16 protein-coding genes are annotated in these 21638 nt (G+C 69.7%); 7 read left to right on the forward strand and 9 right to left on the reverse strand.

Annotated features, from left to right (window positions below; genetic code table 11):
• The first annotated feature begins 103 nt into the window (after positions 1–103).
• A complete protein-coding gene (locus tag F9B98_RS08380) occupies positions 104–1120 on the forward strand; it encodes a LacI family DNA-binding transcriptional regulator (RefSeq protein WP_150955536.1) in 1017 nt (338 codons plus the stop codon).
• 115 nt (positions 1121–1235) lie between these two features.
• Here F9B98_RS08380 and F9B98_RS15930 read toward each other — a convergent pair whose 3' ends face one another.
• The 6 genes from F9B98_RS15930 to F9B98_RS08405 form a co-directional block, all read right to left on the reverse strand.
• Positions 1236–1373: a hypothetical protein gene (locus F9B98_RS15930; protein WP_191966715.1), complete on the reverse strand. Its 138-nt coding sequence runs from the start codon at positions 1371–1373 to the stop codon at positions 1236–1238.
• A 245-nt stretch (positions 1374–1618) separates the two neighbouring features.
• Positions 1619–3340, reverse strand: a complete 1722-nt coding sequence (locus F9B98_RS08385; RefSeq protein WP_150955539.1) for a glycoside hydrolase family 35 protein — start codon at positions 3338–3340, stop codon at positions 1619–1621.
• A 13-nt stretch (positions 3341–3353) separates the two neighbouring features.
• Complete coding sequence (locus tag F9B98_RS08390) at positions 3354–4874, reverse strand: alpha-N-arabinofuranosidase (RefSeq protein WP_150955542.1); 1521 nt, start codon at positions 4872–4874, stop codon at positions 3354–3356.
• Positions 4875–4950: 76 nt separating this feature from the next.
• Positions 4951–6291, reverse strand: a complete 1341-nt coding sequence (locus F9B98_RS08395) for an ABC transporter substrate-binding protein (RefSeq protein WP_150955545.1) — start codon at positions 6289–6291, stop codon at positions 4951–4953.
• Between the two features lie 141 nt (positions 6292–6432).
• A complete protein-coding gene (locus tag F9B98_RS08400; protein ID WP_412177028.1) occupies positions 6433–7368 on the reverse strand; it encodes a carbohydrate ABC transporter permease in 936 nt (311 codons plus the stop codon).
• Entirely contained in the window at positions 7365–8288 is a 924-nt protein-coding gene (locus F9B98_RS08405; RefSeq protein ID WP_150955548.1) for a carbohydrate ABC transporter permease, read from the reverse strand. The genes F9B98_RS08400 and F9B98_RS08405 overlap by 4 nt, the downstream gene beginning before the upstream one ends.
• Positions 8289–8398: 110 nt before the next feature.
• Between F9B98_RS08405 and F9B98_RS08410 the strand changes: the two genes are divergently transcribed.
• The 3 genes from F9B98_RS08410 to F9B98_RS08420 all read left to right on the forward strand — a co-directional run bounded on the left by F9B98_RS08410 (position 8399) and on the right by F9B98_RS08420 (position 14725).
• Positions 8399–9445: a LacI family DNA-binding transcriptional regulator gene (locus F9B98_RS08410; protein ID WP_191966716.1), complete on the forward strand. Its 1047-nt coding sequence runs from the start codon at positions 8399–8401 to the stop codon at positions 9443–9445.
• Between the two features lie 173 nt (positions 9446–9618).
• Positions 9619–13497 carry an RICIN domain-containing protein gene (locus F9B98_RS08415; protein ID WP_225310266.1) on the forward strand — a complete coding sequence of 1293 codons (3879 nt, stop codon included), beginning with the start codon at positions 9619–9621 and terminating at the stop codon, positions 13495–13497.
• 181 nt (positions 13498–13678) lie between these two features.
• A complete protein-coding gene (locus F9B98_RS08420; RefSeq protein WP_150955551.1) occupies positions 13679–14725 on the forward strand; it encodes an NAD(P)-dependent alcohol dehydrogenase in 1047 nt (348 codons plus the stop codon).
• Between the two features lie 375 nt (positions 14726–15100).
• Here the strand turns inward: F9B98_RS08420 and pgm are convergent, their stop codons facing one another.
• On the reverse strand, positions 15101–16744 hold the full coding sequence (gene pgm / locus F9B98_RS08425; protein ID WP_150955554.1) for a phosphoglucomutase (alpha-D-glucose-1,6-bisphosphate-dependent): 1644 nt from the start codon (positions 16742–16744) through the stop codon (positions 15101–15103).
• A 164-nt stretch (positions 16745–16908) separates the two neighbouring features.
• Between pgm and pheA the strand changes: the two genes are divergently transcribed.
• Positions 16909–17871, forward strand: coding sequence for a prephenate dehydratase (gene pheA / locus F9B98_RS08430; protein WP_150955557.1), 963 nt, complete (start codon positions 16909–16911; stop codon positions 17869–17871).
• Between the two features lie 170 nt (positions 17872–18041).
• Here the strand turns inward: pheA and F9B98_RS08435 are convergent, their stop codons facing one another.
• Positions 18042–19091, reverse strand: a complete 1050-nt coding sequence (locus F9B98_RS08435) for an LLM class flavin-dependent oxidoreductase (RefSeq protein WP_150955560.1) — start codon at positions 19089–19091, stop codon at positions 18042–18044.
• 96 nt (positions 19092–19187) lie between these two features.
• Here F9B98_RS08435 and F9B98_RS08440 point away from each other — a divergent pair, with 96 nt between their 5' ends.
• Positions 19188–19466 carry a hypothetical protein gene (locus F9B98_RS08440; RefSeq protein ID WP_150955563.1) on the forward strand — a complete coding sequence of 93 codons (279 nt, stop codon included), beginning with the start codon at positions 19188–19190 and terminating at the stop codon, positions 19464–19466.
• A gap of 108 nt (positions 19467–19574) precedes the next feature.
• Positions 19575–19997 (forward strand): Asp23/Gls24 family envelope stress response protein, encoded by a 423-nt coding sequence (locus tag F9B98_RS08445; RefSeq protein WP_150955566.1) that lies wholly within the window; start codon positions 19575–19577, stop codon positions 19995–19997.
• An 81-nt stretch (positions 19998–20078) separates the two neighbouring features.
• On the opposite strand, the gene F9B98_RS08450 is transcribed toward F9B98_RS08445, so the two are convergent.
• Positions 20079–21449, reverse strand: coding sequence for a cryptochrome/photolyase family protein (locus F9B98_RS08450; RefSeq protein WP_150955569.1), 1371 nt, complete (start codon positions 21447–21449; stop codon positions 20079–20081).
• Between the last annotated feature and the right edge of the window lie 189 nt (positions 21450–21638).

Consider the following 21638-nt stretch of genomic DNA (forward strand, 5'->3'; position numbering starts at 1 on the left):
ACACATTCAGCCGCCGAAATCGGGGTGCAGAATGTGTGAACGTGCACATACTGACACGGCCATGTGAGATCGTCAACTTCCGCGGGCCGATAGGGTGAGGGGCATGACGCCTCCTCCGCCCGGGCGCCGGCGCAGTACCGTGCACGATGTCGCCAAGGCCGCGGGGGTGTCTCGGGGGACCGTCAGCCGCGTTCTGAACGGCGGATACGTGTCCGAGCACGCGCGCGAGGCCATCCAGTCCGCGATCCGCGAGGTCGGCTACGTGCCCAACAACGCGGCCCGCACGCTCGTCCGCCAGCGCACGCAGGCCGTCGGCTTCATCGTGCACGAGCCGCACTCGCTCTTCCTCGAAGACCCCAACATCGGCGGCATCATGCTCGGGGCCAACACCGCCCTGTCGAACGCCGACTATCAGATGGTGTGCGTCGTGGTCGACACCGATCGCGACACCGACCGGGTCGCGCGCTACCTCAGCGGCGGCTTCGTCGACGGCGCGGTCATCGTCTCCGCGCGTCACCACGACCCGATCACCGACGTGGTCGAGCGCCTCGGACTCCCCGTCGCCTACGTTGGTCACCCTCCCGGCATCCGTCGCCCCTGGGTCGGCATCGACAACCTCGGCGCTGCGCGGGCGATCACCGCGCGCGTGCGCGAATCCGGGCGCCGTCGCATCGGCATGATCGCCGCGGCCCTCGATCGCGATTCGGGCAGCGACCGGCTCGCGGGCTTCCGCGAGGCGCTCGGCGAAGACTTCGACGAGTCCCTCGTCGAGCCCGTGCCGCTTTACGCCTTCGCCGACGGAGAGGCTGGCATGCGCCGCCTGCTCGAGCGCGCCCCCGACATCGACGCCGTCTTCGGAGCGTCGGATGCCGTTGCCGCCGGCGCCGTGCAGGCTCTGCGGGCCGCCGGTCGACGCGTGCCCGACGACGTCGGCGTGGTCGGCTTCGACGACAGCGCGTGGGCGGTGCGCACCGACCCCCCGCTCACCACGATCGACCAACCCGCCGAGGGGCTGGGCGCCGCCGCGGCCGAGGCCGTGCTGCTGCAGCTCTCGGGCGGGGTGGCCGATGCCGGCGGCATCCTGCTCGACGCCCCCATCGTCTGGCGCGCCTCGGTCTAGTCGCGGTCGCCGGCGGTCGCCGTCGTCAGGTTCGGGGCGCGATTGTCCGTTCGGGGCGCGGAATTCTCTGCCCCAAATGGAAGATCCCGCCCCAAACCGCCCTCCGGGCCCGGCGTCAGCCCGGGGCGCGACCGCCGGCATCGGCACGATGGTCGGCCCTGCCCTCGGCGGCACCCTCGCCGCGATCGGCATCCGGGATCGGGGGAGTCCCCGTGAGGGAGGGAATCGACCGGAGCCACGCAGCCATGGTCATGTCCCCGTCCTGCTCCTCCGACGGCCCTCCGCGTCCCGCGTGAGGCGCCAGGAATTGTCGCCTACGGGTGCCGCCAAGCGACACAATTTGGCGCCTCACGCGCGGGGAGGGCGGGGCGCGGGCGGGGTGAGGCCGGCGGGATGAGGCGGGCGCGCGGGGTCACCAGAACAGGGGATGCCACGAGAACAGGCCGATCCGCGCGGGACCGGCCTGTTCTCGGCGCACGCGCCTGTTCTCGTGACGCGTTACTCCTCGAGCTGCCCCAGCGACGGCTCGGCGACGAAGCGGGCCACGGGCTCGACCGCGTGCTCCAGCTCGAGCACCACGATCTCGTTCGCCCCCACGCGCGTCGCGGGGCCCGGGACGTACAGCGTGGTCTGCGGCACGTTGTTCCAGTACCGGCCGAGGAAGAACCCGTTGACGAAGGCGAAGCCCTTGCCCCACGACGCGGTGTCGAGGAACAGGTCGGCGGGTGCGTCGAGGTCGAACGACCCGCGCAGCAGCGAACGCCCGATCGAGCCGGTCCCCGTTCCCTCCGCGGCCTCGAGGGCGACGGGGGTCGCGGTCCAGCCGGTCAGGGGCTCGCCGTTCAGCGTCACCGCGCCCACCAGGCCCTTCGCCTCGCCGAGGCGATCGGCGTAATTCACCCGGCCCTGATCCTCCACGAGGACGGTCAAGCGCGAGCCGGCGGGAACCGTCAGGGCCCGCTCGTGCAGCGAGCGCGACAGCCGCCCCACCGGGGTGCCGTCCACGTGCACCCACGCCAGGTCCCGCACCTCGCCGAAGACCAGTGCGGCCGGGCCCGAGAAGGCGGGCAGCTCCACGTCGTACCGCACGAGGGGGCCGAGGTGGGCAATCTGCTCGAAGCTCGGCGGGTCATCGGCGATCGCGGCGGGCCGGGGTGCCGGCATCCAATCGCCCTCTCCCGACAGGGCCACCTCGAAAACGGGCGCGTCCGGGCGAGGGCCGGGGACGACGTCGGGCACGGGCGCGTACTTCGCGATGACCTCGCGGAACGCGTGGAACTTCGCCGTCGGATGCCCCGACTCGTCGATGGGTGCGTCGTAGTCGTACGAGGTCACGATGGGGTCGAAGCGGCCCTTGTCGTTCGCCCCGTTCGTCGTGCCGAAGTTCGTCCCGCCGTGCACCATGTAGATGTTCACCGAGGCGCCGGCGGCGAGCAGCACGTCGAGATCGTGGGCGGATGCCGCGGGGTCGGTCGTGTGGTGGATGCTGCCCCACCAGTCGAACCACCCGTCCCAGAACTCGCTGCACATGAGCGGTCCCGTGCTCTGGTGCTCGCGGAGGGTGGCGAGGCGCTCCTCGGACCGCGAGCCGAACGAGCCGGTGAGGTGGAGTTCGGGCAGGCTTCCGGCCTCGAGCATCCACGGCATCGGTTGATCGACGGTGGTCAGCGGCACGGTGATGCCGGCGTCCTTCGTCACCCGCACGAGCTCGCGCAAGTACTCCTTGTCGGAGCCGTAGGCGCCGTACTCGTTCTCGATCTGCACGAGCACCACGTTGCCGCCGCGGTCGATCTGCCGGGGCGCCACGATCTCGTAGACCCGGCGCAGGTACTCCGACACCGCGTCCACGAACTGCGGTTCCGATCGACGGATGCCGATGCCCGGCGTCGAGGTCAGCCACACGGGCAGTCCGCCGTTGTGCCATTCCGCGCAGATGTAGGGGCCGGGTCGAACGATCGCGTGCAGACCCTCGTCGGCGATGAGGTCGAGGAAGCGGCCGAGGTCGTTCCACCCCGTGGCATCCCACTCTCCGCGCACCGGCTCGTGGGCGTTCCACGCGACGTAGGTCTCGATGGTGTTCAGGCCCATGGCCTTGGCCGTGCGGATGCGGTCGGCCCAGTGCTCGGGGTGGATGCGGAAGTAGTGCAGGGTTCCGGAGATGACCTGGTGGGGTTTCCCGTCGAGCAGGAAGTCGGTCTCGCCGATGGAGAAGGTCGTCACGATGTCTTTCGGGTCAGTCGGTGAGGCGCGCGGTCAGGCGCACCCAGGCGAGGGCGGGAAGGGTGAAGCGCAGGATGCCGTCGGCCCCCACCTCGACGGGCAGGTCGACGGGGGCGACGGGCTCGCCGTCGGCGGAGTTGGTGGTGTGGCGGTCGCCACCCTCGGGAATCGTGATCACCACGGCCTCCACCTCGCTCACGCGGCCGAGGTCGAGCTCGACCGGGGTCGAGGTCTCGAGGTCGCGGTGCGCGAGGAACACCGACACGCTGTCGCCGTCGAGGGTGGCGACCGCGTCGACGGCGTCCACCGTTCCGAGGCGCGGGGTGTCGATGGTGGCACCGTCGACGCTCGGGAGCACCACGCGACCGGATGCCGCTTTCGCGGTGAGGGCGAAGGGATGGAAGGTGGTCTGCCGCCAGGCCGCCCCGCCGCCGGGCTCGGTGCGGATCGGGGCGATGACGTTCACGAGCTGCGCGAGGTTCGCCATCGACACGCGGTCGGAGCGGCGGATGAGCGTGATCAGCAGGGAGCCGACGACGACCGCGTCGGTGACGGTGTAATCGTCTTCGATGAGGCGCGGCGCGATCGGCCAGTCGCCCGTGAAGACGCGCGGCTTGTCGACCTCGTTCCAGCGAGTCTGATTCCACACGTTCCACTCGTCGACGCTGATGCCGATCGGCCGGCCGTCGGGGGTGGTCGCTCCGACCTCGTCGATGATGTCGGCGACCTCGCCGATGTAGCGGTCGAGGGCGACGCCGCTGGCGAGGAAGCTCGCAGGATCCGAGGGGTCCTCCTCGTAGTAGGCGTGCACGGAGATGTGGTCGATCAGGCCCGCGGTGTGGCGCAGCACGGTGCGCTCCCACTCGCCGAAGGTCGGCATCTCGTGGTTCGAGCTGCCCGCGGCCACCAGCTCGACCGTCGGGTCGATGAAGCGCATCATGCGCGCGGTCTCGGCCGACAGGCGGCCGTACTCGTCGGCGGTCTTGTGCCCGATCTGCCAGGGACCGTCCATCTCGTTGCCCAGGCACCACAGGCGGATGCCGAAGGGGTCTACCCGACCGTTCTCGCGGCGGCGGTCGCTCAGCGCGGTGCCGGACGGGTGGTTGGCGTACTCCAGCAGGTCGGCGGCTTCGGCCACGCCCCGGGTGCCGAGGTTCACCGCCTCCATGACCTCCAGGCCCGCGGCATCGGCCCACTCGGCGAACTCGTGCAGGCCCACCTGATTGGTCTCGGTGCTGTGCCACGCGGCATCCAGTCGAACCGGACGCTCCGCCCGGGGACCCACGCCGTCCTCCCAGCGGTAGCCCGAGACGAAGTTGCCCCCGGGGTAGCGCACGACCGTGGCGCCCAGCTCGCGCACGAGCTCGAGCACGTCGGCCCGGAAACCCTGGGCATCGGCGGTGTCGTGGCCGGGGGAGTGGATGCCGTCGTACACGCAACGGCCCATGTGCTCGACGAACGAGCCGAAGAGGCGGCGCGGCACGTCGGCTCCGAGAGCGGTGCGGTCGACGACGATGCGGGTGAGGGAGGTCATTCGGGTCTCTCCTGGCGGGGGAATGGGGAGGGGCGGGCCGCATGCGTGCACGCGGACCCGCCCCCCGGGGAACTGCTTACTTGTTGACCGAGAAGCCCTGGTCGTTGCCGTACTGGACCAGCTGGTCCTGCCACGTGGTGAGGCCGGCGTTCAGGTCGCTCTTGTTCGCGTAGGCCTGGCCCACGGTGTCGCTGTAGATGCTGTTCGCGTACACCTGGAAGGGCAGGTAGCTCCAACCCTCGCGCACCTCGCTCGAGGCCTGCGTGAGGATCTGGTTGATCTGCTGGCCGCCGAAGTAGTCCGACTTCTTGTCGACGAAGGCGGGGTCGCTCAGCTGAGCGGTGGTGGAGGGGAAGCCGCCCGACTCGGCGAAGATCTTCAGGCTCTCGTCGTCGTTGTTGAGCCACTTGAGGAACCCCGCCGCCAGAGCGGGGTTCTTGCTCTGCTTGGTCACGGCCTGGCCACCGCCGCCGTTCTCGGCCGTCACGGCCTTGCCGTCGTAGGTGGGGATGGGGGCCACGGCCCACTTGCCCGAGCCGTCCTTGACCGAGGACTCCAGCACGCCGGGCATCCACGCGCCGATGACGAGCGAGGCGATCGAGCCGTCACCGAGGCCCTTGAACCACTCGTCGCTCCAGCTCGGGGTGTCCGAGAGCAGGCCGCCCTCGATGAGGCGGTTCCAGTTGTCGGCGAACTTCTTCGAACCGCTGTCCTGGAGGTCGATGGTGACGTCGGTGCCCGAGGTCTTGAACGGGGTGCCGCCGGCCTGCCAGATCATGCTGGTGGTGAAGCCGGAGTCGCCGGTGTCGGCGGTGATGTACTTGGTCGGGTCTGCGGCGTGCAGCTTCTCGGCCGCGGCGACGTACTCGTCCCACGTGGTGGGGACGGCGATGCCGAACTGGTCGAAGACCGACTTGTTGTAGAACAGGGCCATGGGGCCCGAGTCCTGCGGCAGGCCGTAGAGCTTGCCGTCGAAGTTGACCGAGCCCCACGGGCCGGTGGCGTAGTCGTCCTTGAGGTCGGCGAAGCCGTACGACGACAGGTCGAGCAGCGAGTCCGAGAGCGCGAACTGCGGGAAGGCGTAGTACTCGATCTGAACGACGTCGGGGGCGCCCGAGCCCGCCTTGATGGCGTTCTGGAGCTTGGTGTACTCCTCGGTGTTGGTGCCCGCGTTGACGTAGTTGACCTTGACCTTGGGGTACTTCGCCTCGAACGCCTTGACCTGCGCCTCGGCCGAGGGGGTCCAGGACCAGTACGTGATCTCGCCGCCGGCCTCGAGGGCCTTCTCGATGTCGTCGGCCGACCCGCCGGCGGCACCGCCGGCGTTACCGCCCGAGCACGCGGTCAGCGCGCCGACCGTCAGGGCGGTGGCGGCGACGGCGAAGACGGCCCGCCGAGCGGCGGTGCTCTTGCGCATGAATGTCATCGGTTCCTTCACTTCGTTGTTGTGGAGTCGGGGCGGACCCCGGGTTGTTGTGGCTTCCGGGGCAGGACGCTCCGGCGGTGTGGTGTTGCGGGTTTCCGGGGCGATGCCCCGGTCAGGGGGAGCTCGGGCGGATCACTCCTTGACGCTGCCGGCGGTCAGACCCGACTGCCAGAAGCGCTGGAGCAGCAGGAAGGCGGCGACGATCGGGATGATCGAGAGCAGCGATCCGGTGATCACGAGGTTGTAGATGGGCTGCGCGGCGACGCCGGTCGCCTGAGCGTTCCACTGGTTGAGGCCGACCGTGAGCGGGTACCAGGTGGGGTCGCTCAGCATGATCAGCGGGAGGAAGTAGTTGTTCCAGGTCGCCACGACCGCGAACAGCAGCACGGTGACGATGCCCGGGGTCAGCAGACGGATCGAGATGGTGAAGAAGGTGCGGAACTCCCCCGCCCCGTCCATGCGGGCGGCCTCGAGCAGCTCGGTGGGGATGGCATCCGTCGCGTAGACCCAGATCAGGTACAGGCCGAAGGGGCTGATGAGCGAGGGGATGATGATCGCCCAGGGGGTGTTGGTGATGCCGAGCTGGCTGAACAGCAGGAACGTCGGAACCGCGAGGGCGGTACCCGGAACGGCGATCGCGCCGAGCACGACGGCGAAGACCGCCTTGCGACCGCGGAAGTTGTACTTCGCCAGGCCGTAACCGGCGAGGGTGGCGAGCAGGGTGGCCCCGCCGGCGCCGACGACGACGTACAGCAGGGTGTTGCCGAGCCAGCGCAGGAAGATCCCGTCGCGGTAGGTCAGGGTCTCGACGATGTTGTCGAACAGGGCGAAGCTAGTGCCCGGCCCCAGGCCGAAGGTGGTGAACAGGTCGGGCTGCGTCTTGGTGGCGTTGATGACCAGCCACGCCAGCGGTACGAGCGTGTACAGCAGGTACAGCGCCATGACGATGGTGAGGACCACCGACTTCTTGCTGTGCGTGGGGGAGGTGCGCGCGAGACGGCGGCGTGCGCCCGGTCGCTCGGTGGTCACGGCGACGGTGTCGGTACGGGGTGCGGTCGCGGTGGTCATCGCGCCTCCTGACGGGAGCCGCGCAGCTGCACGACGTATGCGATGACGGCGGTGATGACGCCCATGATGATGGCGATCGTGGCCGCGTAGTTGTACTGCTGGCCGGCGAACGAGAGGTTGTAGGCGTACATGTTCGGCGTGAAGAACGTCGAGATCACGTTGGGTGCCAGGGGCTTGAGGATGTTCGGCTCGTTGAAGAGCTGGAAGCTGCCGATGATCGAGAAGATCGTGGCGATCACGACGGCGCCGCGAACGGCGGGGATCTTGATCGAGAAGATGGTGCGCCAGGCTCCCGCTCCGTCGATGGATGCCGCTTCGTAGAGCTCGTTCGGGATCGTCTTCAACGAGGAGTAGAAGATGAGCATGTTGTAGCCGACGAACTGCCACGTGACGATGTTGCCGATCGACACCAGCATCCACTCCGGCAGGAACGGCTGCACGACCTGGCCGCCCAGCAGATCGTTCAGATTGCGGGTCAGGCCGAACTGGTCGCCGTAGATGTAGCCCCACATGAGCACGGCCACGACCGCGGGAACGGCGTAGGGGAGAAAGATCACCATGCGGTAGAAGCCGGCGGCGTGCAGCCGCGCACTGTCGATGGCGAGCGCCGCGCCGAGCGCCAGCAGCAGCATGATCGGCACCTGCACGACGAGGAAGAGCAGGACGCGTCCGAAGCCGTCCCAGAACTTCGAGTCGCCGAACGCCGCGACGTAGTTGTCGAGACCGACGAAAGCGTTGCCGCCGATGAGCTGGTCACGGAACAGGCTGAGGTACACCGAGTACGCCAGCGGCGCGAGGAAGACGAGCGCGAAGACGAGAGCGAACGGGAGGACGAACAGCCAACCGCGGTCGTCGATTCGGGCGCGCCGTTTGCGCCGGGGGGTGCGCAGGGCGGGCGGGGGTGCCGCGGTGGTCGTCATCGTCCAGAGCCTCTTCGTTGGTGCGCATTTCGGTCGGGTGGCCGAGATGTTGACGTAAACATAACTCGACCCCGCTAGTGTGTCAACGTCAACATCCCGAGGGGGCATGCATGAGCGAGACGACGACGACGTCGGCCGCGATCCCGACGCGCGAGCGGCGGCGCGAGGTGTCGATGGCCGACGTGGCCGCGGCCGCGGGGGTGTCGGGACAGACCGTCTCCCGCGTCGCCAATGGTCGCACGAACGTCGACCCCGACACGCGTCAACGGGTGCTCGACGCGATGTCGACGCTCGGGTATAGGCCGAACAGTGCCGCTCGTGCCCTTCGTTCGGGACGCTTCCGCAGCATCGGCGTGATCATGTTCTCGCTGAGCTCCTACGGCAACACGCGCACCCTCGATGCCCTCGCGTCGATGGCTGCGGCATCCGGATACTCCATCACCCTCATCACCGTGCAGTCGGCCTCGCAGTCCGACGTGTCGGGGGCGTTCCTTCGTCTGCGCGAGCACGCGGTCGACGGCATCGTCATCCTCATCGAGACCCACCGGCTCGGCGAGAACGAGCTCTCCCTGCCGACGGGCCTGCCGGTCGTGGTCGTCGATTCGAGTGCCGACTACCCCTACGCCGTCGTCGACAACGACCAGGCGCAGGGCGCGCGGCTGGCGACCGAGCACCTGCTCGACCTCGGGCACGAGACCGTGTGGCATGTGTCGGGTCCGCCGGAGTCCTTCGCCGCGGAGCGCCGACGCAACGCGTGGCGGTCGGCCCTCGAGGACCGCGGATGCCGAGTGCCCGAGGTGCAGATCGGTGACTGGACGGCCGACTCGGGGCACCGGATCGGGCAGGCGCTCGCCGAGGACCCGGGCGTCACCGCCGTCTTCGCCGCGAACGACCAGATGGCGCTGGGTGTGATTCGCGCCCTCCATGAGGCGGGGCGCGCGGTGCCGGGCGAGGTCAGCGTGGTCGGCTTCGACGACATGCCCGAGTCGGCGAACTTCTGGCCGCCCCTGACGACGGTGCGTCAGCGTTTCGAGCGCGTCGGCGAAGAGGCGATGAGCGCCCTGATCGCCGACATCGAGGGCGACGGGGGAGAGCACGCACGCACCCTCGTGCCCACCTCGCTGGTGGTGCGCGCCAGCTCGGGCCCGCGTCCCTGACGCCCCCGCGCCGGCCCGTCGAAGCCGACATTCCGGGCAACCGTTGCGGTGATCCATAGCGCTCCCTTAGGCTCGGTGTTGACGTCAACATGTTGACGTCAACATCCCCCATCCTCAGGTCGCACCGTTGCGGCCAGATCGGAATGACGATGAAGTCAGCTCGACTGTTGTCGATGACCTGTGCCGTGGCGCTGGCCGCCGGCGCGATCACCGCCACGGCCGCCGTGGCACCCCCGCCCGCCGAGGCGGCGGGCACCGCCGCGCCCGTGCGCATCACCCCCAACCCCGCCACCGCCTCTGAGAAGCCGTTCGAGGGCTGGGGCACGAGCTTGGTGTGGTTCGCCAACGCGACCGGCAACTACCCGGCCGACGTGCGCCAGAAGCTGTTCGACGCCGTCTTCGGTGACGACGGGCTGAACCTCAACATCGCGCGCTACAACATCGGCGGCGGCAACGCCTCCGACGTGCCGCCGTACCTGCGTCCCGGTGGCGCGGTGCCGGGATTCTGGAACCCCGACCTGAAGGCGACCGACGCGAACGGCGCCATCACCTCGAACTACGCTGACCGTGCCCGTTACAAGGCAGCCTGGAACCCCGACGACCCGAACGCGTACGACTTCTCACAGGACTCCGCTCAGCAGTGGTGGCTCGACGCCCTGAAGGGCAAGGTCACCCACTGGGAGGCCTTCAGCAACTCCCCGCCCTACTTCCTCACCCAGAGCGGATACGCCTCGGGCGGCATCAACAACGCCACGAGCGAGCAGCTCGCCCCCGCCGACATGGACAAGTTCGCCGGCTACCTCGTGAACGTCGTCGACGAGCTCGAGAAGAAGCACGGCATCACCTTCGACACCATCGACCCGTTCAACGAGCCGAACACCAACTACTGGCAGACCCAGATCCCCGGCGGGGCGACCTGGCCGACCGGCGGGCGCCAGGAGGGCGCCCACATCGGACCTCAGGCGCAGGATGCCATGGTCAAGGCGCTCGCGTCCCGCCTCGGGCAGTCGAGCACCACCACCGACGCCGTCATCTCGGCGATGGACGAGACCAACCCCGGCATCTTCGCGACCAACTGGAACACCTGGTCGGCCGAGTCCAAGAGCATGGTCGACCAGCTCAACGTGCACACCTACGGCACCGGCGGACGACAGGTCGTGCGCGACATCGCGAAGGCCGCCGACAAGCCGCTGTGGATGAGCGAGGTCGAGGGCAACTGGACCGATCAGAGCAAGGGCTTCGTGACCGACGACATCGAGAACGGTCTCGGCATGGCCCAGCACATCGTGGGCGATCTGCGCGAGCTCGAACCCGACGCCTGGGTGTTCTGGCAGCCGGTCGAGGACCTGTACAACATGGAGAAGGTCGAAAAGCTCAACTGGGGCAGCGTCTTCATCGACTTCGACTGCAACGCGCAGGGACAGTCCGAACGGCGCCTCAAGGACGGCGACGCCGACCCCTCATGCCAGGTGCTGACGAACGAGAAGTTCAACACCGTCCGCAACTTCACTCACTTCATCGCGCCCGGTGATCACCTCATGGCCACCGACAACGCGCAGTCGACCGCGGCGATCGACGCCGACGGACAGGGCGCGACCATCGTCCACGTCAACGCCGAGGCGGCAGAGCGCACCGTGCAGATCGACCTGCGCGATTTCGGTACCGTCGCGCCGGGTGCGACCGTGACCCCCATCGTCACGACCCAGTCGACGGCCGAGGCGCCGACGCTCAACGCGCTGAAGAAGGGGCAGCCGGTCGCGGTCGATGCGGCCTCCCGCACCGCGACGCTCACCATCCCGGCCAAGTCGGTCGTCACGTTCGAGATCGACGGGGTCTCGGGGGTCTCTCCCGACGCCGCCGCGTTCCGCGACGGACAGACGGTGCAGCTGACCGGTCTGCAGAGCGGGCTCGACCTCGACGGCGGCTCGACACTCGCCGTGCGCACCCCCGCGACCACCACCGACGCCGCTCGGGCGCAGTCGTGGACCGTGCGCACGATCGACGGAGCGGGCACCAACCGTCACCGTTTCACCCTCCAGAACGGGTCGGGCACCTTCCTCGCATCGAGCGGCACCAACACCGCCCTGGTGGATGCCGACCCGGCCGCGGCCGCGTCGAACCCGGCGCTGCAGTGGATGGCGTCGACGACCGACGGCACCTACTACTCCGTGCTGAACGTCGCCACCGAGCGCGTGCTCGACGTCAACAGCGGCAGCACGACCCCCGGTGCCGCCGTGGGGCTCTGGACCTCGAACGGGGGCGGTAACCAGCAGTGGCGCATCTCCGGCACCGCGGTCGTCGGTGCCGAGCCGGTGACGGTCGCGACGGCGGTGGGCGTGACCCCGACGATGCCGGGGACCGTCGCCCTCCGCTACGCCGGGCGCACGCTGCGCAGCGCCGCGGTGAATTGGCAGCTCGACGGGGTCGACTTCTCGCGCCTGGGCACCGTCCAGGTCCGCGGGACCGGTACCGATTTGTTCGGTGCGTCCTTCGAGGTCACCGCGACGGTCGAGGTCGGCCCGTACACCGCCACCCGTCCGGCATCCGTCACCGTTCCCGCCGGCAGTGCGCTCGACGTGGTCAAGGGCCAGGCCGACGGCAGCGTGCAGGCCGAGCTGAGCCCCTCGGGCTCGGGCTTCTGGGTGCCGGTCCAGTGGAGCTGGGACGGTCTGACCGACGCGGCGTTCGCCAAGACGGGAACCGTCACGGTGACGGGTATCGCCACCGGACCCAGCGGCGAGAAGCTCGACGCACGTCTGACGGTCATCGTCACCGCGGCGTCGGAGCGCAACGTCGCCCCGCAGAGCCGGCCGTCGGCGACCTTCACCGAGAGTTCGCAGTACGGCGTGGCCAACACCATCAATGGCAGCACGACCGACAAAGGCTGGTCGAACTGGAAGTCCGGCACGAAGAACGATCAGGACACGCTGAGCTACGTCCTGAGCCAGCGCGAGACGCTCACGCGCGTCGGCGTGCAGTTCTACCGCGACGGCAACACCCAGAGCTGGCCCGTGACCCTGCGCGTGGACCGTCGCGTCAGCGGTGGGGAGTGGATCCAGGGCGACCTGGTGACCGTGCCCACGCCCGCGACCGGCGCTCCGCGGGTCGACGTCCCCGTCACCGGGGCCGCCGACGAGGTCCGTGTCGTGATGAACGCCCGTTCGCAGACGCACATGATCGTCTCCGAGGTCGAGATCTTCGCGGCGGCACCGGCACCCGCGGGCGTCGCCGACCTCGCCCGGCTGACCGTCGGCGACCAGCCCGTCGAGGGATTCGCTCCCGACACGCTCGCCTACACGGTCTCGTCGACGGGCTCGACCTGGCCGACGCTGCACGCCTTGGCCGTCGATGAGGACGCGAGCGTCGTCATCACCCAGCCCGGTGCGTCCGAGTCGAACGACTCGGCACGGGTGGCCGCGCTCGCCGCCGCAGGCAACGTCGGAACCGTGCAGGTCACCGCCCCCGACGGCACCTCGCGCACCTACACGGTGACCGTGAACCGGGCCGTCGGCGTCACCAGCGTCGCGGTGACCGGCGAGCCCCGCGTGGGATCGGTCGTACGGGCAGCGGTCGTGACCGACCCGGCCGACGCGACCGCGGCCTATGTGTGGATGCGCGACGGCGTCGCCATCGCCGGTGCCACCGCCGACGACTACACGCTGACGGCGGCCGACGAGGGACGACAGATCACCGTCGAGGTGACCGCGACGGCGGCCGGCTTCGCGGCGGGCACCGCCCGCTCGGCGGCGGTCGTGCCCACGGCTGCGGTGTCCGACCCGGGAACCGGCGGCGGCACGGGCGGCGGCACCGGCTCGGGGACCCCGGGCACCGGTTCGGGCTCCGGCTCGACCGGATCGGGTGCCGGGGTGGGCAGCAGCTCGCCCGCGGGCTCCGTCCAGACCGGTGCCGGCTCCTCCGCGGCGAACGGTCGCGACCTGGCCACCACCGGTCAGAACACCGAAGGGGTGCTCGTCCTGAGCATCGGCGCGCTCGTCCTGCTCCTGCTCGGCGCCGGCGCGATCGTGCTGCGGCGTCGCCGCTCTCGCGCGTGACTCTCTGAACCCGAAGGCCGTGCCGATCGCGTCCCCGCGACCGGCACGGCCTTCGGCGTTCCGGTGGGGAAGGGATGCCAGCATCCCTTCCCCTTCCCGCACATCCGTGCAACCCCAGGCGTGCAGCGCGCGACCCGGGGGAGGATGGATGCATCCGCATCGACCCCCACTGAGGAGAACCATGCACGTCAACGCCTACGCGGCGTCGTCCGCGACCTCACCCCTCGAGCCCACGACCATCGAGCGTCGTGACGTCGGCCCGAAGGACGTCCTGATCGACATCGCCTACGCCGGCATCTGCCACTCCGACATCCACACCATCCGCGGCGAGTGGGGCGACGTGCCCTACCCCCTGACCGTCGGCCACGAGATCGTCGGCACGGTCGCCGAGGTCGGCTCCGAGGTCACCAGCCACAAGGTCGGCGACCGCGTCGGCGTCGGCTGCATGGTCAACTCGTGCCGCGAGTGCGAGAACTGCCTCGCCGGCGAGGAGCAGTACTGCGAGAAGGGCAACATCGGCACGTACGGCGCGAAGGACGTCGACGGCACGATCACCCAGGGCGGGTACAGCGAGAAGATCGTCGTCGACGAGCACTTCGTGCTGCGCGTTCCGGAGTCGATCCCCTACGACAAGGCCGCGCCGCTGCTGTGCGCCGGCATCACGACGTACTCGCCGCTGAACCACTGGAACGCCGGCCCCGGCAAGAAGGTCGCCGTCGTCGGTCTCGGCGGACTCGGCCACATGGCCGTCAAGATCGCCCACGCGATGGGCGCCGAGGTCACCGTGCTTTCGCAGACGCTCAGCAAGAAGGACGACGGCCTGAAGATGGGCGCCGACCACTATTACGCGACGAAGGACGAGGAGACGTTCGAGAAGCTCAAGAAGAGCTTCGACCTCATCATCAACACCGTCAGCGCTCCGCTCGAACTCAAGCAGTACCTGGGCCTGCTCGCCCTGAACGGCACGATGGTCAACGTCGGCGCCCCGCCGGAGCCCCTGCCCATCCAGGTCTTCACGCTGTTCACCAACCGCCGTTCCTTCGCGGGTTCGTCGATCGGTGGCATCCGCGAGACGCAGGAGATGCTCGACTTCTGCGCCGAGAAGGGCATCGCGCCCGAGACCGAGCTCATCTCGGCCGACCAGATCAACGAGGCGTACGAGCGCGTGCTGAAGAGCGACGTGCGCTACCGCTTCGTCATCGACGCGAAGACCTTCGCCCCCGCCTGATCCCGGCTCCGGATGCCACGGCCCCGACGTTCTCTCGAGCGTCGGGGCCGCGGCGTCCCACGCCCAGCCCGCTCGTGCGCCGTGGGGGTCACCCCCGCCGGTAATTGCTGTCCCACGTGAGAAACGCCGTGCGCCGTCGTGTCCCCCGCGGCAGGGCGTTTACTCCTGCGTTCCCGCCCTCCTCCGGTGCGGGACCCCGCGGCATCCCCCGCCCCCGTGATAAACGCTCGCTGCACGGATAAACGCTCGCAGAGGACGTTTCCCGGTGCAGCGAGCGTTTATCAGCGCTCGGGCGCCCCGGGGAGCGGGGCTGCGCCCGCCCCGCCCACGCGAAAGCGGCGCCGCCCCGAAGGACGACGCCGCTTCCGGTGGGTCTTACTGGCCGAGCGCGGCCGAGACGACCGCGCGGGCCTCTTCCTGCACCTCGCGCAGGTGGTCCTCGCCGCGCAGCGACTCGGCGTACAGCTTGTAGACGTCCTCGGTGCCCGAGGGGCGCGCGGCGAACCAGGCCGACTCGGTCTGCACCTTCAGCCCGCCGATCGCCGCACCGTTGCCCGGCGCGTGCGACAGCTTCGCGGTGATGGGCTCACCCGCGAGCTCCATCGCCGATACGGCATCCGGAGACAGCTTCGACAGCGCCGATTTCTGCGCGGGCGTGGCGGGGGCATCGACGCGCTGGTAGGCCGACGAGCCGAACTGCTGCTCGAGCTCGGCGTACCGCTGCGAGGGCGTCTTGCCCGTCACGGCGAGAATCTCGGCGGCGAGCAGACAGAGCAGGATGCCGTCCTTGTCGGTCGTCCACACGGTGCCGTCCTTGCGCAGGAACGACGCTCCGGCCGACTCCTCACCGCCGAACGCGACGGAGCCGTCGAGGAGCCCCGGGACGAACCACTTGAACCCGACGGGCACCTCGAGCAGCGTCTTGCCGAGGGCGTCGGCGACGCGGTCGATGATCATCGACGACACGAGCGTCTTGCCCACGGCAGCGTCGGCCGGCCAGTTCGGGCGGTGCGAGAACAGGTAGTCGATCGCGACGGCGAGGTAGTGGTTGGGGTTCATCAACCCCGCGTCGGGCGTGACGACGCCGTGGCGGTCGGCGTCGGCGTCGTTACCGGTGAGGATGTCGTACTCGTCGCGCGCCGCGACCAGCGAGGCCATGGCCGAGGGCGAGGAGGGATCCATGCGGATCTTCTCGTCCCAGTCGAGCGTCATGAACTTCCACGTCGGGTCGACCTCGGGGTTCACCACGGTCAGGTCGAGTCCGTAGACCTCGGCGATGAGTGCCCAGTACTCCACCGACGCCCCGCCCAGCGGGTCGGCGCCGATGCGGACACCGGCGTTCTTGATGGCGTCGATGTCGATGATGGATGCCAGGTCCCGCACGTACGCGTCGCGGAAGTCGTACTGGCCGAGGCCGTCCAGGTCGATGTCGGCGTGGCGGGTGCGCTTCACGCCTTCGAGTCCGGCCGTGATGAGCTCGTTCGCGCGGTCGGCGATCCAGCCCGTGGCGTCGGTGTCGGCGGGTCCGCCGTGCGGGGGGTTGTACTTGAAGCCGCCGTCGCGCGGCGGGTTGTGCGAGGGCGTCACGACGATGCCGTCGGCGCGGCCCGGATCGTCGGCCGCCAGGTCGCGGTTGTAGGTGAGGATCGCGTGGCTGAGCGCGGGGGTCGGCACCCACGCGTCGCGGGAATCCACCCGCACGTCGACGCCGTTGGCGACCAGCACCTCGATGGCGCTGCGCTCGGCCGGAAGCGACAGCCCGTGGGTGTCGCGGCCCAGGAACAGCGGACCGGTGATCCCCTGCGCGGCGCGGTAGTCGACGATCGCCTGGGTCGTGGCGAGGATGTGGTCCTCGTTGAAGCTCGTGCTCAGCGACGAACCGCGGTGACCGCTGGTGCCGAAGGCGACGCGCTGCTCGGGCACCGCGGCATCCGGCTTGCGGTCGTAATACGCGGCGATCAGTTCGTCGATGTCGATGAGATCGGATGCCTCTGCGGGCTGCCCTGCGCGACTGCTCATGCGCCCAGTCTGCCCGCTCCCTCCGACATGCGCACACGCTGTGACGCATTCTGGGACAATCCGTCATCGCGCCGTACGTGATCGCCCGGAGTCGGGGCCCCGCCGCTCCCCGGGGCCGGGGTCCGCGGCATCCGGAATCATCCCCCCGGTCTAGGCTGGACGCCGTGCTGCCCGACACAGAGACCGTGCCCGCCCGTCGTACCTACAGCTACCTGGGGCCCGCCGGCACGTTCACCGAGGCGGCCCTCGCGCAGGTGCCCGAGGCGCGCGATCAGACCTGGCGGCCGGTCCGCAACGTCGCCGAAGCGCTCGCCGACGTCGTGGAGGGGCGATCGGATGCCGCGATGATCGCGATCGAGAACTCGGTCGACGGCGGCGTCTCGACCGCGCAGGATGCTCTGGCCACGGTGCCCGGACTTCGCATCGTGGGCGAATACCTCGTCCCGGTGAACTTCGTGCTCGTCGGGCGTCCGGGAGCGACCCTCGCCGACGTCTCGCTCATCGCCGCCCACCCGGTCGCGTACGGACAGTGCCTCAAGTGGTTGAGTCGGAACGTTCCCGCGCACGCGCACCTGCCGGCCGAGAGCAACGTCGCGAGTGCGCTGGGCGTCCTCGACGGCACGAGCTCGGCCGACGCTGCGATCGCTGCCCCCGGCATCGTCGCCCACCACGACCTGACGGTGCTGGCCGAGAGCATCGGCGACAACCCCAATGCCGTGACGCGCTTCGTGCTGGTGAGCCGCACGGTCGCGCCCGCTCCGCCGACGGGGGCCGACAAGACCTCGCTCATCGTCGAGCTGCCCGAGGATCACCCCGGTGCCCTGCTCGAGCTGCTCGAGCAGTTCGCCACGCGCGGCATCAACCTGAGCCTGTTGGCATCCCGCCCCATCGGCGACGCGCTCGGCCGCTACCGATTCGTCATCGACGCCGACGGACACGTTCACGACGAGCGCATGGCCGACGCCCTCCTCGGGCTGCGGCGGTTCAGCCCCAAGGTCATCTTCCTCGGGTCGTACGCCCGCGCCGACCGTGCGATCGTGCGATATCCGCAGCGCTACAGCGACGACGTGTTCGTCGAGGCGCGCGATTGGCTGCGCGGCCTGCTGAGCGGCGAGCCCGAGGCCTGAGTGACGGGGTGGGGTTCCCCTTCGTCACGCGAGACGGCATCTCGCTGACGTAACCGCTGCATGTCGCTACAGACTCGTCAGCGAGTTGACCTCTCGCCACCCCGGCCCGCGACCAGCGACCCCGCGCCCGGGGACCCGCGCAACCCAGCCCCGCGAACCCGGCCGAGGCGTTAGGCCGCGATCGCCGCCGGCGCCGCGATCAGCTCCAGGGTCTGGATCCGACCCTCCGCCCCCTCGCCCTCGTACGCCCCGGCCACCGGCGAGACCATGATCTCGTCGACGCCGTGCTGAGCGGCGAACGCGGCGAGCTGCCCCTGCACCTCGGCGCCCGTGCCGACGAACCACTTCTGACGGCTCGAGGCCATGATCGACTGGGCCATCGCGTCGAACGGTTCGGCCTTGGCCTGCTCGATCGTCTCGAGCGGCACCATGGGGCGGTTCGTGCGCAGCCGCGCCATCATGCGCAGCTGCGGCAGGGCGCGCTCCTCCGCCTCTTCGGCGGTCGGAGCAGCGACGACGTTCGCGGTGACGAAGGTCCGCGGGCCCTCGCCCGACTCGTTGGGAACGAACTGGTCGCGGTAGACGCCCAGCGCGTGCGTGAGTCCTTCGCCCGAGAAGTGGTTGGCGAAGACGTAGGGCAGACCGAAGCTGGCCGCGAGTTGCGCCGAGTAGTCGCTGGAGCCCAACAGCCACACCTGGGGGGGTCCGGATGCCGCGGGCGTCGCCTTCACCTGATACTCGCTGCCCGAGGTGAACCGCACCGTCGCCCCGTCGGGCGAGGTGAGCGCCATGATGTCGGTCACGTGGTCGGGGAAGCGCGAGACGTCGCTCGTCGTGCCCGAGCGGTTCAGCAGCTGGGTAATGACCGGGTCGCTGCCCGGGGCGCGGCCGATGCCGAGGTCGATGCGGCCGGGAGCCAGTGCCTCGAGGGCGGCGAACTGCTCGGCGACGATCAGCGGGGAGTGGTTCGGCAGCATGACGCCGCCCGAGCCGACGCGGATGCGCGAGGTGCGCGCCGCCGCCGCAGCGATCAGGACCGGGGGAGTGGTCGACGCCACCGACGGCATGTTGTGATGCTCGGCGAACCAGTAGCGACGATATCCGAGGCGGTCCGCCCGCTCGACGAGGTCGAGGGCCGCGCTCACCGCCTGCGCGCTGTCCTGCCCGTGGCGTACGGGAACGAGATCGAGGACGGAGAGGGAGGGGATGACGTCGTTCACCCCTTCCACAACCGGCGAGGATGCGCGACTATTCCTCGATGCTCGCGGGCGCAACCCCCAGTCGCGACGCCGCGGGATCGCCCTAGCGTGCCGCGCATGAGCGACCCGCAGACCATGGTGCGCACCGAGATTGCCATCGACGACGCCTCGTACTACCTGGCGCAAGGGCAGGACATCGGCGACCTCGAGCACCGGATCCAAGACGCCGTCCGGACGGGAGGCCGGTTCGAAGCCTTCCTCGTCGTCGGCAACCGGGAGATACGCGTGCTCTTCACCGCGCGCTCCCGCGTCGTCTTCTCGGTCGAGACGGTGCAGCACGACGAGCGCGACACCGGCGACGGCGACGAGCCCCTCGGTGGCTTCTTCGACGCGTGAGACACCCAGCGTCCTCTCAGGAAGAATCCGTGACGAATCGCGCGCGGCCTCCGTCTTACCTATGACATCGCGGGACACACGGTCCCGGAACGACGGAAGGAAGCGAACATGGCCGAGAACACCACCACCGCCACGACCACCCCCGCCACGAAGGACGGCGGCTCGACCGTCATCGTCGACGCCGTCGTCGCCAAGGTCGCCGGCATCGCCGCAGCCGAGGTCCCCGGCGTCCACGCCCTCGGTGGCGGCGCCGCGCGTGTCATCGGCAACATCCGCCAGGCGGTCGGCGCGAAGGACCACGCCCAGGGCGTGAGCGTCGAGGTCGGCGAGACCGAGGTCGCCGCCGACATCTCGATCCAGGTCGACTACCCCGAGCAGCTTCAGCGCGTGGCCTCGAACGTCCGCTCTGCCGTGCACCAGGCCATCACCGAGCTCGTGGGCATGAAGGTCGCCGAGATCAACGTGACCGTGGTCGACGTCTTCATCCCCGGAGATGACGACGACGACGCCGACGAGCAGCGCGTCAACTGACATCCGTCGAGAGGGGCGTCACCGCGAGGTGGCGCCCCTTTCGCGTACCCGGATGCCGGAGACTTCACAACCCCCGCCGGCTCAGCCCCCGTGGCGCACGTGGGAGTACGCGTCGAGCGCGCGCTTGCGCGTCTCGCCGAGGTCGACCATCGGCTCGGGCGGGTTCTCATCGAGGTACTCCGGCGCCCACTCCTTGATGTAGGCGTCGTGCGGGTCGAACTTCTTGCGCTGCGTGTCGGGGTTGAACACGCGGAAGTAGGGGGCGGCATCCGCGCCCGACCCCGCCACCCACTGCCAGTTGAAGGGGTTGCTCGCGGCATCCGCGTCGACGAGGCAATCCCAGAACCACTGCTCGCCGTGGCGCCAGTCGATCAGCAGATTCTTGATGAGGAAGGATGCCGTGACCATCCGCACCCGGTTGTGCATGACGCCGGTGCGCCAGAGCTGTCGCATGCCGGCGTCGACCACGGCCACGCCCGTCTTGCCCTGCTGCCAGGTCTCGAGGTGTGATCGATTCAGCTTCGGCCACGGGAACGCGTCGAAGTTCCGGCGCCAGTTCACCGTGGCGATGTCGGGGGAGTGATAGGTCACGTGCCACGCGAATTCGCGCCAGACGAGCTCGGAGAGGAACCCGCCGGCGCTCTTCGCATGCTCTCCCGACCCCTTGTGCTCGAGGGTGTCGTGCCACACCTGGTACGGGCTCAGCTCGCCCCAGCGCAGGCGGGGCGACAGGTTCGAGGTGGCGCCGCCGGCGAATTCGTCGCGGTACTTCGAGTAGTCGCCGAGGTCGTCGTCGAGGAATTCCTTCAGCCGCGCCTTCGCCGCGGGTTCTCCGGGCTCCCACGTCTCGCGCAGACCCCCGGCCCAGTCGGGTTTCGTGGGCAGCAGGCTCCACGCGCCCAGGTCGTCGCCGTCGACGCGACCGTCGAGCCCGGGGATCTTTCGCGCCTCCGGCATCGGCGGACGCGGGGCCGCGAGCTTCTGTACCGCGCGCGAGAACGGGCTGTACACGCCGTAGGGCTTGTCCGACTGCGTACGCACCGTCCACGGTTCGTACAGCAGGTTGGCAGCGAAAGAAGCGACGGTCACGCCGTCGTCGCGCAACTTCTCCTTGATGCCCGCGTCGATCTCGCGCTCCACGCCCCCGTAGCGGCGGTTCCAGAACACCGCGCCCGCTCCGAGCTCGTCGACCACGGCCGGAACCACCTCGGCCGCCTTCCCCCGGCGCAGCACGAGTGACGAGCCCCGTTCCTCGAGGCGCTCGCCGAGGGATGCCAACGACCCGTGCAACCACCAGCGCGCCGCCCCGCCGATCTCGCGCACGCCGTCGGATTCCTCGTCCAGCACGTACAGCGCCACGATCGGCTCTTCGCGGTCGAGCGCCGCACGGAGGGCCGGGTTGTCCGTCAGGCGCAGGTCGTCGCGGAACCACACGATAGAGGGCGTTGCCATCCCCCGACGCTATCCACCGCGGCATCGGGCGCTCCGGGCTTGACACCCGCGCGCTCCCGCCCGCCGCAGGTTCGCCGAGATCACGCTGGCGCGCCGCGCCCGACGGGCCCGCCGAGATCACGTGACGTGGCCGACCCCGCACGACATGGCGTGGGCGCTCGCCCAGATCACGTAATCTGGCGCGCCCCG

Source organism: Microbacterium testaceum StLB037, from assembly GCF_008763945.1.
GTDB classification, from domain to species: Bacteria; Actinomycetota; Actinomycetes; order Actinomycetales; family Microbacteriaceae; genus Microbacterium; species Microbacterium testaceum_G.

Bases quoted from the DNA above. Each gene is read 5' to 3' on its own strand.
- F9B98_RS08395 (WP_150955545.1), bottom strand. From the start codon at position 6,291: ATGCGCAAGAGCACCGCCGCTCGGCGGGCCGTCTTCGCCGTCGCCGCC.
- F9B98_RS08420 (WP_150955551.1), top strand. From the start codon at position 13,679: ATGCACGTCAACGCCTACGCGGCGTCGTCCGCGACCTCACCCCTCGAG.
- F9B98_RS15930 (WP_191966715.1), bottom strand. From the start codon at position 1,373: ATGACCATGGCTGCGTGGCTCCGGTCGATTCCCTCCCTCACGGGGACT.
- F9B98_RS08380 (WP_150955536.1), top strand. From the start codon at position 104: ATGACGCCTCCTCCGCCCGGGCGCCGGCGCAGTACCGTGCACGATGTC.
- F9B98_RS08445 (WP_150955566.1), top strand. From the start codon at position 19,575: ATGGCCGAGAACACCACCACCGCCACGACCACCCCCGCCACGAAGGAC.
- F9B98_RS08450 (WP_150955569.1), bottom strand. From the start codon at position 21,449: ATGGCAACGCCCTCTATCGTGTGGTTCCGCGACGACCTGCGCCTGACG.
- F9B98_RS08400 (WP_412177028.1), bottom strand. From the start codon at position 7,368: ATGACCACCGCGACCGCACCCCGTACCGACACCGTCGCCGTGACCACC.
- pgm (WP_150955554.1), bottom strand. From the start codon at position 16,744: ATGAGCAGTCGCGCAGGGCAGCCCGCAGAGGCATCCGATCTCATCGAC.
- F9B98_RS08390 (WP_150955542.1), bottom strand. From the start codon at position 4,874: ATGACCTCCCTCACCCGCATCGTCGTCGACCGCACCGCTCTCGGAGCC.
- F9B98_RS08415 (WP_225310266.1), top strand. From the start codon at position 9,619: ATGACCTGTGCCGTGGCGCTGGCCGCCGGCGCGATCACCGCCACGGCC.
- F9B98_RS08440 (WP_150955563.1), top strand. From the start codon at position 19,188: ATGAGCGACCCGCAGACCATGGTGCGCACCGAGATTGCCATCGACGAC.
- F9B98_RS08405 (WP_150955548.1), bottom strand. From the start codon at position 8,288: ATGACGACCACCGCGGCACCCCCGCCCGCCCTGCGCACCCCCCGGCGC.
- F9B98_RS08410 (WP_191966716.1), top strand. From the start codon at position 8,399: ATGAGCGAGACGACGACGACGTCGGCCGCGATCCCGACGCGCGAGCGG.